The 14,697-nt window shown below is 42.1% G+C and carries 14 protein-coding genes; all 14 read left to right on the top strand.

Annotation, left to right across the window (positions count from 1 at the left end):
- Position 1 precedes the first annotated feature (1 nt).
- Positions 2-1,027, top strand: coding sequence for a LacI family DNA-binding transcriptional regulator (locus ENLAB_RS05305; RefSeq protein ID WP_005234088.1), 1,026 nt, complete (start codon positions 2-4; stop codon positions 1,025-1,027).
- A gap of 244 nt (positions 1,028-1,271) precedes the next feature.
- Complete coding sequence (locus ENLAB_RS05300; RefSeq protein ID WP_244352966.1) at positions 1,272-3,152, top strand: BglG family transcription antiterminator; 1,881 nt, start codon at positions 1,272-1,274, stop codon at positions 3,150-3,152.
- Positions 3,153-3,155: 3 nt separating this feature from the next.
- A complete protein-coding gene (locus ENLAB_RS05295) occupies positions 3,156-3,941 on the top strand; it encodes a tyrosine-protein phosphatase (protein ID WP_244352965.1) in 786 nt (261 codons plus the stop codon).
- 15 nt (positions 3,942-3,956) lie between these two features.
- Complete coding sequence (locus ENLAB_RS05290) at positions 3,957-5,222, top strand: PTS sugar transporter subunit IIC (protein WP_244352963.1); 1,266 nt, start codon at positions 3,957-3,959, stop codon at positions 5,220-5,222.
- Between the two features lie 28 nt (positions 5,223-5,250).
- The gene (locus ENLAB_RS05285; RefSeq protein ID WP_010749922.1) at positions 5,251-5,550 is read left to right on the top strand and encodes a PTS sugar transporter subunit IIB; all 300 of its coding nucleotides are present in this window, start codon (positions 5,251-5,253) and stop codon (positions 5,548-5,550) included.
- A gap of 1 nt (position 5,551) precedes the next feature.
- Entirely contained in the window at positions 5,552-5,893 is a 342-nt protein-coding gene (locus tag ENLAB_RS05280; protein WP_061053195.1) for a PTS sugar transporter subunit IIA, read from the top strand.
- Positions 5,894-6,049: 156 nt separating this feature from the next.
- Positions 6,050-7,384 (top strand): hypothetical protein, encoded by a 1,335-nt coding sequence (locus ENLAB_RS05275; RefSeq protein ID WP_244352961.1) that lies wholly within the window; start codon positions 6,050-6,052, stop codon positions 7,382-7,384.
- A 169-nt stretch (positions 7,385-7,553) separates the two neighbouring features.
- Positions 7,554-7,922, top strand: a complete 369-nt coding sequence (locus tag ENLAB_RS05270) for a type II toxin-antitoxin system RelE/ParE family toxin (RefSeq protein ID WP_060791427.1) — start codon at positions 7,554-7,556, stop codon at positions 7,920-7,922.
- Positions 7,909-8,184, top strand: coding sequence for a helix-turn-helix domain-containing protein (locus tag ENLAB_RS05265; RefSeq protein WP_005228477.1), 276 nt, complete (start codon positions 7,909-7,911; stop codon positions 8,182-8,184). Before ENLAB_RS05270 ends, ENLAB_RS05265 begins: the two co-directional genes overlap by 14 nt.
- A gap of 252 nt (positions 8,185-8,436) precedes the next feature.
- Positions 8,437-9,801 carry a guanine deaminase gene (guaD, locus tag ENLAB_RS05260; protein ID WP_244352959.1) on the top strand — a complete coding sequence of 455 codons (1,365 nt, stop codon included), beginning with the start codon at positions 8,437-8,439 and terminating at the stop codon, positions 9,799-9,801.
- Positions 9,802-9,841: 40 nt separating this feature from the next.
- On the top strand, positions 9,842-11,125 hold the full coding sequence (locus tag ENLAB_RS05255; RefSeq protein ID WP_016612741.1) for a uracil-xanthine permease family protein: 1,284 nt from the start codon (positions 9,842-9,844) through the stop codon (positions 11,123-11,125).
- 328 nt (positions 11,126-11,453) lie between these two features.
- Positions 11,454-12,068 (top strand): aggregation-promoting factor, encoded by a 615-nt coding sequence (gene apf / locus ENLAB_RS05250; RefSeq protein ID WP_244352957.1) that lies wholly within the window; start codon positions 11,454-11,456, stop codon positions 12,066-12,068.
- Between the two features lie 286 nt (positions 12,069-12,354).
- Positions 12,355-12,756 (top strand): MmcQ/YjbR family DNA-binding protein, encoded by a 402-nt coding sequence (locus ENLAB_RS05245; RefSeq protein ID WP_008380641.1) that lies wholly within the window; start codon positions 12,355-12,357, stop codon positions 12,754-12,756.
- Positions 12,757-12,985: 229 nt separating this feature from the next.
- Positions 12,986-14,695, top strand: coding sequence for an ABC transporter ATP-binding protein (locus ENLAB_RS05240; RefSeq protein ID WP_244352955.1), 1,710 nt, complete (start codon positions 12,986-12,988; stop codon positions 14,693-14,695).
- The last annotated feature ends 2 nt before the right edge of the window (positions 14,696-14,697 follow it).

Raw genomic sequence — 14,697 nt, 5'->3', positions numbered from 1 at the left:
AATGCGAACAACGATTCGCGATGTGGCAAAGGCAGCCGGCGTATCAATAGCGACTGTATCTAAAGTTTTTAATGGGTATAGTGATATCAACCAGCAAACCAAGCAAGAAATTTTAAAAATAGCGAAAGAATTAGACTATTCCCCAAACATGGCAGCAAGGACACTGTCTTCCAAGAAACAACAAACCATCGCCTTGATTTTAAATGAGTTGAATTTCAACCGAAAATCAACGATGCCTTTGGAAGTGTTGAATGGGGTCTATCGTTATACGGATCAGTCAGATTTTGAGTTTGTCTTTTATGGGACAAGTACTGAGAAACAAAAGCAAAAGACGTTTAGTCAGTTCTGCAATGAGCACAATATCACTGGTGTAGTGATCCAAGGGTTAAAAACCACCGATCCTTACTACCAGGAAGTACAGCAAACCTCTTTGCCGACAGTTCTGATTGATATGGAAATCGACAATCCTAAGATCGGCTTGGTTTCGATTGACAATGAAAAAGCGGCGCAAGAAGCTGTGGATTTTTTGATTGCCAATAATCATCGACAAATTGGCATGATCAACGGGAGTCGTGATGCCAATGTCAGTGAACTTAGAGAAAAAGGCTACCGCGCTTCTTTGGCAGCGCATGGCTTGTTAGTGAATGAGTCGTATATCCAGTACGCCAACTATGAAGAAGAAATTGCCTATTTGATTTGTAAAAATCTGTTAGAAAACAATCAAGAAATCACTGCACTGTTCTGTGCTAGTGATATTATGGCAATCGGAGCGATACGTGGAATCAAAGACATGGGCTTGCGGGTTCCTGAAGACATTTCGGTCATCGGGTTCGATGATATTATTTTGGCTAGCTACGTAACGCCTGAATTAACAACCGTTGCTCAAGATATGGAACGAATCGGTTATGAAGCAGCTGAATTACTAGCAGACATCATCACCAATCAAGCAGAAACGAGCCATCGAAAAATTAGTCCCCATCAATTAAAAGTGCGACAGTCGGTAGAGAAAATCAGCGAGGTTCGCTAAATAAAAAAGACATGACCTTCATTGAGTGAAGATCATGTCTTTTTTTGTGGAGAAGAAAACTCAAACAAATTGGTCGGTCATATGTGGCAACAACAAAGTGAAAGTCACGACCATTCGTTTTTTTGATAAGAAGCAAAGCACAAGTCAAGCAACTTCTTGTAGAAATTTCCCTTAATGAAAGGGAAGATATACCTATGGAGGTTGTTTGGGTTTGACTCTAAACTAGTAAGCGAGGGAGAGAGAGATGGAAAAATTAAGCCTATTGTTGTTAAGAACACTTTCGGAGCATGATGGTTTTATGACGAGTAAAGCGGCTGCTGCCGAGTTGGGTGTTAGCAGGAAAACCGTTCGCCGTTATGCAGAAGAAATCAACCAGCATCAAGAACGATACGGTTGTATGATTCAAGCGAAAAAAGGGAGTGGGTTGTATTTACAAATAACGAACGAAGAAGCTTTTCAGCGAAGGAAAGAACAAGCATCCCACAATGACGACTTTGTTTCTAGAATTATTGAATTCTTTATTCAAGAAGAAACATATATTAAATCCGAAATGCTTTGCGAACGCTTATTCATTTCTCAAAGCAAGCTATCTCAAGAATTGAAAAAGCTGCGACGGATACTAAGCCATTACCAGCTCTCCATTCAAACGAAGCCGTATTACGGAATGAAACTTAGCGGTAGCGAATTTGACTTGAGACGGTTTATGGCTAGTAATTATTTGCAAAGAACCCATATCAAGCAGTTAGAAGAGGGCACAATCAGCGAAGATACACCGTCGCTTCTTCACCAGCAGATAAAAGCGATCGTTTCGTCGGAGTTTTCGCAAAAAGCCTACCCCATGTCGGAGGCAATTTTGAACAATCTGGTAAATCATTTAGCGATCGCTGTCTTACGCATGCAAAGCGGCCGCTACTTAGATCGAAACCTACCGATCAGCGGCAGGACCAATGATGAACAGACATTACTAGGAGAGCGAATCATCGCCAGAATTGAAAAAGAGTGTGCTGTACATTTTACCGAATACGAGCGAAATTATGTTTTAGGGCAAATCGTTGGCAAACGAGTAGTCCCTAGAAATGAAAAGATGACTGTTTCAGATGAAGCAGCAGAATTGGTCAGCAAAATTTTAAAAGCGATCAAGGAAAGCCGCCAAATCGATTTCAGTAAAGACTTGGATCTGCAAACGATGTTGATGTTGCACTTTGCTCCGCTGATCGATCGGATCGAATTGGGGATCGAGCTGAAAAATCCTTTGTTGAATGAGGTGAAGGTACACTGTAATGTCGCTTATGATTTAGCCATTATTGCCGGTCAAGTCATTGCAAAGCAATTTGAAAAGACCATCAGTGATCATGAACTCAGCTATTTGGCGATGCACTTTGATGTGGCCTTAAATAAGAAAGATTCGCAAACACAGCGCAAGTATATTTTAGTGGTCAATGACCTCGGCCGAGCGGCCAATACCTTCCTTAAAGAGAAATTTGAGTTTTATTTTCGCAATTATATCAAGAAAGTCACGGTATGCAATCCATATGAATTTTTGCAAATGATCGAAGAGCAGGAGTTCGATTTTATCTTTTCTTCGATTCCACTTCCTTACGAAGGAACGATTCCTGTTATGAATGTTGATTATTTTATGCAACCGGATATGATCAAAAAGATCGAAGCCGCATTGGCCGCTGTCTTCACAGAAGAAGTGCTTTTGAACTACTTTAAGGAATCGTTATTCATCTGTGAACAAGAATTTGAAACAAAAGAAGCGGTGTTGCATTTTTTATGCCAACAAATCAAAGAACAGTATTCAATGCCTGAGAATTTTGAAACCTTAGTTTTTGAACGAGAAGCCTTTTTTGGAACCGATTTCTTGCCGTCAGTCGCTTTCCCTCATCCCAATGCACTGATTGGTTCAGAAACGGTGATTGCCGTTGCAAACTTGAAAAAGCCAGTGTTCTGGTACAAACAGACGGTTCGTCTCGTTTTCTTATTAGTGATTGCTGAACAAGATCATTTAAAAGTGAAACCGCTGAATGATCATTTGATCAAACAATGTTCTTCGTTGGATAAAGTAAACAAGCTAGCTGCGACAACGGACTTTATGACGTTCATTAATTATTTAAAGGAGTAGTATATGACAAATGAAAAAGTAACCTTAGAAGGTGCGTATAATTTTCGCGATTTTGGCGGCTATCGGACCAAAGAGGGCAAATACGTAGTGACTGGAAAACTATACCGCTCAGACGAATTGAGCAAATTGACAGAAGCCGATCAGAAAAAATTAGCAGCTCTGGGAATTGAGAAAATTATTGACTACCGCAATGCCCAAGAAAGAGCAGACAATGAAGACAAACCTATTGGGAATGCTCAGATCCTTTATTTGACGCCAATTGCTGATATTGCTGCTTTAGCTTCTTCAGAAGAAGGGGAGCCAATGGCGCTTTCTTCAGAAAAAATCACCGCCGAAGTTGCAAAAGAATTGATGATTCGGCAAAATTATGAATTTGTTGAAAACAGTCAATGCAAGACCGTTTTTAAAGAAGTATTGGACATTCATTTGGAAGCTGAAGGTGCAGTGGTTCAGCACTGCCGTGGTGGCAAAGACCGCACCGGGTATGGGGTTGCCCTGATTCAGTTACTGTTGGGTGTCAGTTATGAAGAGGTCATGGAAGATTACCTGCTGACCAACGAGTACAAAAGGGAGAAAAATACCAAGAGTCTCAAGCTGATACAAGAAGAAACGAACAACCCCGATTTTGTGGCAGCAATGCGATACTTCAAAGAAGCTGATCGGTGTTTTTTACAAACCGCTTTGGATTTGATTGAGGCTCATGGGGGGATTGAAACGTATGTAAAAGAAGAACTGGGTTTTTCACAGCAGAAAATCCAGCTGCTTAAAGATAAATACTTGCGGGATTAAGTGAAGGAGGACCTTATGAATACACTGAAAGATAAAATACTAGCTGCAGCCGTTCAAGTACAAAACAATATTTATATGAAAGCCATTGCCAATGCAATGATGGGCTTAATGCCCGTCATGATGATCAGTTCCATTGCTTCCTTGATCAATGCGATCGACATCGGGGCAACGCAACAGATAATGGAACAAATTGGTTTGAAAGCATTATTAACCCAAGTCAACGCGATGACGATCGATGTCGTTTCCGTTTATGTCGCCTTTCTAGTTGGCTATAAATTAGCCGAGCATTTAAATGCGGATCAACTAAATGCCGGTATCATGAGTTTGGTATCATTTTTGATCTTGAGTCCGATTTCGACTTTAGAAGAAACCCGTACGATGGAGTTGTCGACCCTTGGTTCCGGTGGGATGTTTGTCGCCATGTTTGGCGGATTGTTGGGTGCCAGAATTTACATTTTATGTGTACAGAAGAATTTGATGATCAAAATGCCGGATTCGGTACCGCCGATCGTCAACAAATCCTTTGCAGCGATCGTGCCAGCAATTATTGTTTCCGCCATTATGGGCATCATTTATGTGGGCATGGCGGCAACTCCTTACGGCACGCTGACAGATATGATCTATACTTGGGTACAAGCTCCATTGACCTTGCTAGGAGCGAATATTTTTGCTTGTATGATCATTGTGGCGTTTATCGAATTTCTTTGGTTCTTTGGCATTCACGAAGTGTTGGCTGTTTATCCGATCTTGATGTTGGTCTTTTACCAACCAGGGCTTGATAATCTGGCGGCGTACAGTACCGGCCAAGCATTACCACATTTGTTTACGATTGGGTTTATTTTGAACAATCGCGGGGCTCGTTCATTTGCAGTCGCTTTATTGGCTATTTTTGGTTGCAAATCAGAGCAGCTAAAAGCTGTTGGTAAAATTGGTTTGATCCCTTCCATGTTTGGTATTTCTGAGCCAATCAAATTTGGGATTCCTCAGGTGATGAATATCAGAATGCTGCTTCCCTTGATGGTAACACCGGCTGTTTCCGTGTTGTCAGCATATCTCTTAACAATTGTCGGCTTTTTGCCTTATCACAATGGAGTCAATATCCCAACTGGATTTCCGATTATTTTCGGTGGCTTCTTAGTGAATGGCTGGCAAGGGATCATTGCACAATTGATTCAATTTGTCTTATGTGTCATCATCTACATCCCTTTTATGCGTCTGCAAGACAAAGCAGCACTCGCTGAAGAAAAGAATCTGCAAACCCAAGCGGCAGTCGTTGAGTAACAAATAACGAGAAAATGGAGGAACAATGATGAAAAAAATAGTATTAGTTTGCGCTGGCGGCATGTCTACTGGCGTCTTAGTAAATAATATGAAAAAAGCAGCGCAAGAAAAAGGAGAAACGGTGGCGATCGATGCGTTCTCTATTGAATCGGTCACGACTGCAGCCAAAGATGCTGATTGCGTACTGTTAGGACCGCAAGTTTCATACCGATTAAATGAAGTCCAAGGTTTAGTTGCTTGTCCAGCAGCCAGTATCGACATGCGCACCTATGGCATGATGGATGGAAAAAAAGCATTGGAACAAGCACTTGAACTAATAGGAGAGTAGAATGGAAGAAAAAGAACAAATTTGTTTTCAGATTATCTCGCAAGCGGGTATGGCAAGAAGTTGCTTTTTTGAAAGTATTCAAAAAGGAAGAGAAGCCCAGAATCTGGCTGCACTGCAAGCAATCGAAAAAGGAAAAGAACACTATCATGAAGCCCATTTGGCACATCGGAAGTTAGTTCAACAAGAAGCACAAGGGGACAAAGTTTGGATGTCCTTACTATTAAGTCATGCGGAAGATCTTTTGATGAGCGCAGACATCATGAGTGAGCTTGCAAAAGAGTTTCAAGGGTTGTATGAAGAAATTCAGGCAATTAAGCAAACGATTCAGTCTACTGGCTCCTAACCGAAAATCGCAATAAGAAAAAGAAACGAAGTGTCAGTCCTTTGACAACACACTTGGTTTCTTTTTGCTTAAATTTGACACGCAAGTTGACAGGATTGCTTGAAAGTGTAGGATAGAAGAAAGATGGAACTTTAAATCAAGGCAAGGAGTCGGACGATGAAAGCTTTAAAATCCCATACCGCACTTTTGATCATCAGCAATACGATCACGATCATCCCGTATCTTTATTTCTTATCTTTGAGCAAAGAGCAGTCGCTAAGTGCAGCATTAGCCTTTGCGCTCTTTTATACCTTTCGCATGACAGGGGTCTTTTTCTTACAGACGCTTACGGCGCTTTTCGCACCATCGCTCTTAGCAGCCAGTGTCTTGATCGGCAGCGCCGGCGCATTGGTAGGTATCTTGAGCACTTGGTGGAGCGCTGCACTCTTGCCAGCTGCTGGTTTGTTGGGGATCAGTGCTTCTTGGTTGCCGCCAGCTGACCTGATGGTACGCCAAAAAGCCAATCTCACTGAACAGCCGCTGAAAAATGATTGGAAGGAGGCGCTGTTCTTTCTTTTCGTTTTATTGTTTGCCTTACGGTTGCCTGATGACCTTCAAGGCATTGGTCTATTTGGCAGTTATCTTGCACTCTTTGTGCTGGCGGCTAAGAGTAGTCAAACATTCAAAAACCTACCGAAAAGACCGCTGATGCAGCGCAACCAGTTATTCAACAAACAATTTTTGTTGTATTTCTTTTTCTTTCTCTTACTATTTGGCTTGCGAGCAGCCAGGCTGATCAAGTCGAATGCCCTCTTTGAGTGGGCGATCACTGGTTTCTTGTTTCTCTTTGCTTTGCTGCTGATCACTTTAACGAAACGCAGTAAGTCGTGGAGACAGCCGCTTCACTTGAACATCCTCACCTTTATTCGGGGAGTGATCGGTAACTTTCTTTTTCTTTTCGGCTCGGTCTATGTTACCGGTCGATTTGGGGCACAAGCGCTCAGTACTCACGTTTACTTGCCGTATGCACTGGGCCTTTTTGGCGCAATGTTTCTCGGAGGAAAACTCGCACGCTTGCTAGAAAAACAGTTAGTACCGGCGTATTTGCTTGGATTGATGGTTGGTGTTCTTCTATTTAGCAGCGATTTTTTGATCCCAATAAGTTTATTTGTCATTAGTTTCTTTAATGCGGGATTGAATCAATGGCTCACGAAACAGTATTTGGCGGCAAAACCGGAAGCAATTGAACAGCAGAGCTTAGCCAAGTATGCCACACAAAGCAAAGGGAGTCTGGTACATCAATTTCTTTTGATGACACTCCTATTTGTCATTCTTCGTTTTGAACATCAGCCGCTGGCTTTCTTGTTTCAGCTATCAGGGACGACGGCAACGAATCAAACCTCAAGGATCCAAAGCTTTTTAGAGCCAGCAAAATGGGGCTCGATTGCAGGATTACTGTGTTTGCTAGTAGGTGGACTGGTGGTTTTTCGTAGGAATCGTAAAGAAAAATGATGGAGAAATGATTTGGAGTTGATTCGGTTTCATCGACAAAGAGAATGTTAAGTAGTTTTGTATCAACTAGAAAAAAAGATGAAACCAATTATAGGGAATAAAGTCTAAGAAAGAATAATGAACGGTAACTTGAATCGACAAATGATGGCATATATGCTATCATTTGTATATGGACAAACCTAAGTTTGAGTTTTATGAGCGACCAAATGGACACAATGAATTTATTGAGTTTTTTGAACAGTTACCTGAGAAAGACCAGAAAAAAATGTTAGCAGTCATTGCGAATGTGGAAGAACATGGAATACTGATCGCTCAAAAAATGAAATGGGTGAAAAAACTGGGAGATAACCTATTTGAGCTGAGATCAGGAATTGGAGGAAACATTCAAAGAGCTTTATATTTTCATTGGCTAGGTTCTAAATTCATTATTACCCATGGTTTCACCAAGAAAACGCAGAAGACGCCAATTCAAGAAATAGCAAAAGCGATAGAGATCCGAAAAGAATTTGAGGAGGAGATCAAAGATGCCAACAGTTAAATTCAATGATTTTTTAAAAGAAAAAATGAAAGACACTGAATTCAAAGCTGAATATGAAGCTGAAAAAGCGAAACTTGCTAGTGCTGTAGCATTGATGAAAGCGCGAGAAAGTGCAGGACTCACACAAAGAGAACTTGCAGAGCTCGCCGCTGTTCCTCAGTCAACCATTGCACGTATTGAGAGAGGGGATAATACAAGTTTCGAAACATTATCCAAACTTGCTTCCGCCCTCGGAAAAACCCTGACCGTTAGTCTAGTTTAGGTAACGCCTTAGTTATAGATAAACCAAGCGAATATTCTCAAAAAGCAGACACTGTCTTATTTCTAGACGGTGTCTTTTTTTGAAATCGCATAAAAACCGAACGTTAAGCGTTTTATCTTCCTTTATGATAGTGAATTTTATTGCACTATTTTCGAATAGCGTTAAAATAAGAACATCGTGTTAGTGAAAAAGGAACATTAAATGAACAGCTTTTTCCTGACAATGTCTTAGAGAACGGGGGAAATCAACCAAATGGCAACCATTCGCTATTTTAAAGGAGATGTTTTCCATACGCCAAGTGATGGAAAATTGGAGTATATAGAAGAAGCTTTGATTCAAGTCGATGACGCAGGGATCATCACAAAAGTCACTGCTAAAACAGATCAAGGGTATGAGTCAGAGCTGGCGAAAGCATCAGAGAATCTGCAGGCTTTATCTGCAGGCCAGTGTTTTTTACCAGGGTTTGTCGATCTGCATGTCCATGCACCACAATGGCCGCAAGCAGGGATCGCGTTAGATGAACCGTTAAATGTCTGGTTAGATGAATGCACGTTTCCGCTGGAGGCAAAATATGCCGATCCGGCATTTGCCAAAGCTGTCTATCAGGATTTGGTGGCACAGTTGTTGGCAAGAGGAACGACAACGGTTCTTTATTTTGCAACGATCCATCTAGAAGCGAGCCTTCAATTGGCGAAGACTTGTGCCGCTCTTGGTCAACGGGGATTAGTCGGAAAAGTCGTTATGGACGATCCCCAAGCCAATCCTGCTTTTTATCGGGACGCGTCAACAGAAGAGGCATTAGCGGATACAGAACGTTTTATTCAAGAAGTACAAGCAATCGCAAAGACTGCACCTCAAGGCGTTTATCCTGTGGTTACTCCGCGATTTGTCCCCAGCTGTACCGATAAAGGCTTGGCAGGGTTAGGCGCATTGGCTGAAAAGTATGATGTCCATGTTCAGACCCACTGCAGTGAAGGGCAATGGGAACATGACTTTGTTCAAGAACGATTTGGCAAAACGGATACCGAAGTGCTGCAAGATTTCGGCTTGTTGCGAGAAAAAGCAGTGATGGCTCATGGCAATTTCATCAGCCCAGCTGACGGCGCCCGTTTTGTCGAAAGCGGCGCCGCAGTTGCGCACTGTCCCATCTCAAATGCCTACTTTGCCAATGGTGTGATCCCAATCAAGCGCTTGAAAGAGCAAGGGGTCACGATTGGGTTAGGGACGGATATCTCCGGTGGTTTTTCACCGAATTTGTATGACAACATCAAACAAGCTGTGATGTCTTCGAGAATGTTAGAAGATGGTGTAGACGTCACGCTTCCCCAAAACACACGAGGAGTAGCTGATTCTCGTATATCCGTGATCGATGCGTTCTCATTGGCGACAAAAGGCGGCGGTGAGGCACTGAAATTACCTGTAGGTGTCATCAAAGAAGGTTATGCGTTTGATGTGCAAGTGATCGATACGCGACAAAAAGAAAATCCTTTGCCTGACTTCGGTGTGTTCACCTCACCCGAAGCAAGATTACAAAAAATCCTGTACTTAGCAACGATGCAAAATATTCGCCAAGTCTGGGTCCAAGGAAAAAAAGTACACGAAAAACGAGGAGAATGAGACAGTGGAATCAACGAAAAACAAACATTTAACGATCGGAATGAATGAAGACATTCCCTTTGGTCAAGCAGTACTTTTAGGGTTGCAGCATGTGTTGGCAATGGACGTGTATGTGCCGCCATTTATTATCGCAACGGCGGTGGCGATGTCCTCTTCAGACGCATCAGGTTTGATCCAATCGACCTTTTTAGGAGCAGGGATCGCTTCTTTGATCCAAGTCCTCTTTTTCTTGAAATTACCCGTATGTCAAGGACCATCCTTTGTACCCGTTGGAGCGATCATCGGTATTTATTTTGGTGCCAACGGTATGGACACGGTGTTAGGAGCTAGCATTGTTGGTGCTGCAGCAGTCATTTTACTAGGTTTTACGGGCATTTATAAGTATATCGTTCGTCATTTTATTCCTACGATCGTGAGTGGGACGATCATTATGATCGTTGGTTTGACGCTGCTGCCAACGGCATTTACCAGCAATATCTATCCTGCCACTGAAACACTAAGTGCCAATCAAAACATGTTGTTAGCTGCGATTACTGCGGCGATTTTGATCTTGTTTTCTATGTTAGGTGATTATTTTCCGGGAATGGGAAAATACTTCCGAATCAGTTCAGTCATTATTGCATTGGTTATCGGTACCGTGATTGCTTCCTTTATGGGGGGCGTTGATTTTCAGTCGGTGGCGGATGCTTCTTTCTTTAGTCTGCCAAAACTGGTATTTCTAAACTACGGCCTGCACTTTGATGTTTCAGCAATCTTAACGATGCTAGTGATCTATATGGTGCTCCTAGCAGAAACAACAGGTACTTGGTATGCGGTCAGTTCCGTGACAGAAGAACCTGTTACGGACGAACAGATCAATAAAGGCGTGATCGGCGAAGGGCTAGGCTGCTTGGTTGCCGCCTTAGTAGGAACGACCCCTGTGACTGGTTATTCTACCAATGCAGGGATCATATCGATCACCGGGGTTGCTAGTAAAAAAGTCTTTGTGATGGCATCTGTCTGGTTTATCCTATTGTCCTTCATGGGAAAACTTTCAGCCTTGATTCACGCAGTACCTTCTGCTGTCATCGGCGGCGTGTTCGCGGTCGTCTGCGTCATTATTTTGTTGAGCGGCTTTCGGGTCATTAAGAATGAAGAGTTTTCCGAGCGTGAGTTGTATATTATCGGGGTACCGTTGATTATTGCCATCGGCTTGTTGTTTATGCCAGCAGAAATCAAAGAATCTGCGCCTCAATTCTTACAATATTTATTAGACTCACCGATTGCTTTAAGCGCTATTGCGGCGATCGTCATGAATAAATTGATCCCAGTGAAGAAAAAATAGGAAGTAAATGAGGAATGAGACCTTGTCTCGTTCCTTCTTTTGTTACAATCCTGTGTAAAAAGAGGGTTTTTTGTAATATAGGAAAGGTTTTCTAAGGTTAACTGGTTTACCTGAAAACAAAATAACTGTAATGTTAAAAATTACAGCAGAGTAAAGCTTGATATGATAGGATTCTCAAATTCTTACGAAACGTAAGGCAACTGTCGTTTTCGTAATCATCTGTAATGAATTCTTTACCTATGAAATATTCTTCGATGTTAGACTTGTTTATGCGCTTGAGTCATCTCAAATGACGCAAAATGAGTTTCAAAGAAGGAGATTTAATTATATGAAGTCTTTAAAAACTGTTTTACTTAGTACAGCTGTCCTTGCCGGTTTCGGCCTTTTCTTAGGTGGGAAAGACGCCTTTGCAGACGAACAATACACTGTTCAATCTGGTGATACTTTATCAACAATCGCTACTAACTTTTATGGTTATAGCTCTGATGATACGATCAGTGCGATCGTTGAAGCAAACGAGATTGCTGATAAAAACTTGATTTTTGTTGGGGAAGCATTGATCATCCCTACAGATGGCACTGCAACTTATACAGAATCTGCAAGCACGACTGCTGCAGCAAGTGTACAACAACCAAGTGAACCAGCAGCTTCACAATCAAGCAACACACAATCTGCTGCAAGCACTCAAAGCAGCTCAAGCTACAGCTCTTCAGCTAGCGACTCAGAAGCTTCAGCAAAAGAATGGATCGCAAACAAAGAATCTGGTGGTTCTTACACAGCGACAAACGGACAATACTATGGCCGTTACCAATTAACCAACTCTTACTTAAATGGTGACTATTCAGCTGCTAACCAAGAAAAGGTTGCCGATGAATATGTAGCATCACGTTATGGTTCTTGGTCTGCTGCCAAAGCATTCTGGGAAGCAAATGGTTGGTACTAAGATTCTAAAATGAATCTTGTCCATGACATCTAGTAATCAATTGCCCTTATTGGCGAGTACATCTTACTCGCTGATAAGGGTTTTTTGTATCTTCTGAGAGAGAGGAATGAATGTAACGCCGCATGCCACTCTCAAGAGTCATTTTCAGGCGACATGCCATTGATAAAAATCCCTTTTTACACGGCAACCATGTATAATAGTAGGAAATAGAGCAGAAAGCGATTCAATCTGTCAAAAATTGAGACAGAAAATGACGGTTTTGATAGTAGAAAGTGGGGGAAACACAATGAGTACATCGATTGAAGAAAAAATTGCACAAAAAATGCAGCGATTTCAAGCATTTGGGGAAGGCTTGCCGGGAGCCAAAGTCTATTACCGCGAAGATTGGGATGCAATCTACTTTGATTTAGTAGGAAAACAGTTTGGGATCATGAGTCCGCAAGCAGAAGAAACAGCGTTTTTGACTTTGAAAAATCTGCCCGAGGTCAACGAAACGCTGCGAGAGCAATTTCCTGACGTCATCATTCCGGGGTATTATGCCAATAAGACCCATTGGAATACCATCAAGTTGGCATCTGATGCCTTGATGGAAGAAAACATCGAACAAATGATTTTGGTTTCCTACGATCTAGTCAAACAAAAACTGACAAAAAAACAAAAAAGTGAGCTGGAAAACAGCGAATCGTAAGTCAAAGATTTAGCGACAGAAAATAAGGAAGACCCTCTTGAGGATCATCATAATCCCTTTATTATTCGTTATTTTCGCCAACATTTATGCAATATTTTCAAAGAGCTTTCATGAAAGCTCTTTTTGTTTTATTTGTTCGCTTGTTTCTAGTCGTGATCCATGGTAAATTGTTGTGCAACCGAAATTTTTTGGCAGTCTTTTCTGCTAAACACAAAGGAGTGGTACGTATATGGATCTGGTCTTACGCCATGTCAAAAAGTACAAAACGGCAACTGGCATTGCCTTATTATCGGTCATTTTAATGGTCGTTGCTGCATTATGGCAGCCAAAGCTCTTGCAGCAAGTGCTAGAGTCAATTATTACCGAAAACAATGATGAAATGAAAAAAATTGGTGTGCAGTTGATTGGGCTTGCATTGCTAGGCCTTGTTGCAGGGATCATCAATACGGTTTTTTCTGCGAAAGTGGCGCAAGGCGTTAGTGCCGATATTCGAGAAGAAATGTTTCGGAAAATCCAGACCTTCTCATTTGGTAATATCGAAACCTTCTCGGCAGGAAACTTAGTGGTGCGTTTGACCAATGACATCACGCAAATTCAAAACTTAGTGATGATCTCACTACAATCGTTGTTTCGCATCCCGTTCTTATTTATCGGTGCCTTCATTTTGGCGATGGCAACCATGCCACAACTGTGGTGGATCATCGTCTTACTGATTATCGCTGTTCTAGTGATTACGGCACTCTCCTTTACACGGATGGGGAAACACTTTATGATCATCCAAAACTTGATCGACAAAATCAATGGGATCGCCAAAGAGAATTTGATGGGGATTCGTGTGGTGAAATCTTTTGTCCAAGAAGACAACCAACTGCAAGGCTTTTCCAAAGTCAGTGAAACGTTAACGAAGCATAATATTATTGTAGGAACCCTGTTCTCTGTAATGATCCCCTCCTTTATGCTGGCGGCCAACTTAGCAGTGGTCGGCGCGATTTTCTTTGTCAGTGATCTAGCGAAAGATGACCCAACCTTGATTGGGGGAATTGCCTCATTCATGAACTATTTGATGCAAATTATGATGGCGATCATTATCGGCGGCATGATGATGATGATGACATCACGGGCTGCAGTTTCGCTAAAACGGATCAAAGAGATTCTAGATACCGAACCGGATCTGCAATACCAAGATGTCCCAGAACAAGAATTGTCTGGAAGTGTCGCTTTTGAAAACGTCAGCTTCCGTTACCCTGGGGATGAAAAAAATGCCCTAACGGATATCAGTTTTACCATCAAACCTGGCGAAATGATTGGGATCGTAGGAGCGACTGGTGCCGGCAAATCAACACTGGCGCAGCTGATTCCCCGTTTGTTTGACCCAACGGAAGGTGTCGTGCGGGTTGGCGGCGTTGACCTAAAAGAAGTCAATGAACAAAGCTTGCGTAAAACGGTCGCCTTTGTCTTGCAAAAAGCGATCCTCTTTTCAGGAACGATTGCCCAAAACTTGCGGCAAGGGAAAAAAGATGCTTCAGAGTCTGAGATGTCTCGGGCAACAGAAATCGCCCAAGCCAGTGAATTTATTCAAAAATTGACCGCTGGGTTTGAAGCGCCGGTCTCCGAGCGCAGCAGCAATTTTTCTGGAGGACAAAAGCAACGCTTATCGATTTCTCGAGGCGTGATCGGTGAACCGAAAATTTTGATTTTGGATGATAGTACGAGTGCATTAGATGCGCGTTCGGAGAAATTGGTTCGCGAAGCGTTTGAAAAACAATTAAAAGACACGACAACGATCATTATCGCGCAAAAGATTGCCTCTGTTGTGAAAGCCGACCGTATCTTCGTTTTAGATAATGGACGTCTGGTTGGTGAAGGAAGCCATGAATTTTTAGCCAATAACAATGCCATCTATCAAGAAATCTTCGCAACACAGAAAGGAGAGGAGTAACC

Origin of the sequence: Enterococcus innesii (assembly GCF_022846515.1) — a bacterium.
Taxonomy (GTDB): domain Bacteria; phylum Bacillota; class Bacilli; order Lactobacillales; family Enterococcaceae; genus Enterococcus_D; species Enterococcus_D innesii.
Note: the sequence above shows the minus strand (reverse complement) of the source record. Positions and strands in the feature narration are given on the sequence as shown.

Excerpts from the sequence above, each read along its gene's own strand:
- ENLAB_RS05305 (WP_005234088.1), top strand. The coding sequence starts at position 2 with ATGCGAACAACGATTCGCGATGTGGCAAAGGCAGCCGGCGTATCAATA.
- ENLAB_RS05300 (WP_244352966.1), top strand. The coding sequence starts at position 1,272 with ATGGAAAAATTAAGCCTATTGTTGTTAAGAACACTTTCGGAGCATGAT.
- ENLAB_RS05295 (WP_244352965.1), top strand. The coding sequence starts at position 3,156 with ATGACAAATGAAAAAGTAACCTTAGAAGGTGCGTATAATTTTCGCGAT.
- ENLAB_RS05290 (WP_244352963.1), top strand. The coding sequence starts at position 3,957 with ATGAATACACTGAAAGATAAAATACTAGCTGCAGCCGTTCAAGTACAA.
- ENLAB_RS05285 (WP_010749922.1), top strand. The coding sequence starts at position 5,251 with ATGAAAAAAATAGTATTAGTTTGCGCTGGCGGCATGTCTACTGGCGTC.
- ENLAB_RS05280 (WP_061053195.1), top strand. The coding sequence starts at position 5,552 with ATGGAAGAAAAAGAACAAATTTGTTTTCAGATTATCTCGCAAGCGGGT.
- ENLAB_RS05275 (WP_244352961.1), top strand. The coding sequence starts at position 6,050 with ATGAAAGCTTTAAAATCCCATACCGCACTTTTGATCATCAGCAATACG.
- ENLAB_RS05270 (WP_060791427.1), top strand. The coding sequence starts at position 7,554 with ATGGACAAACCTAAGTTTGAGTTTTATGAGCGACCAAATGGACACAAT.
- ENLAB_RS05265 (WP_005228477.1), top strand. The coding sequence starts at position 7,909 with ATGCCAACAGTTAAATTCAATGATTTTTTAAAAGAAAAAATGAAAGAC.
- guaD (WP_244352959.1), top strand. The coding sequence starts at position 8,437 with ATGGCAACCATTCGCTATTTTAAAGGAGATGTTTTCCATACGCCAAGT.
- ENLAB_RS05255 (WP_016612741.1), top strand. The coding sequence starts at position 9,842 with ATGAATGAAGACATTCCCTTTGGTCAAGCAGTACTTTTAGGGTTGCAG.
- apf (WP_244352957.1), top strand. The coding sequence starts at position 11,454 with ATGAAGTCTTTAAAAACTGTTTTACTTAGTACAGCTGTCCTTGCCGGT.
- ENLAB_RS05245 (WP_008380641.1), top strand. The coding sequence starts at position 12,355 with ATGAGTACATCGATTGAAGAAAAAATTGCACAAAAAATGCAGCGATTT.
- ENLAB_RS05240 (WP_244352955.1), top strand. The coding sequence starts at position 12,986 with ATGGATCTGGTCTTACGCCATGTCAAAAAGTACAAAACGGCAACTGGC.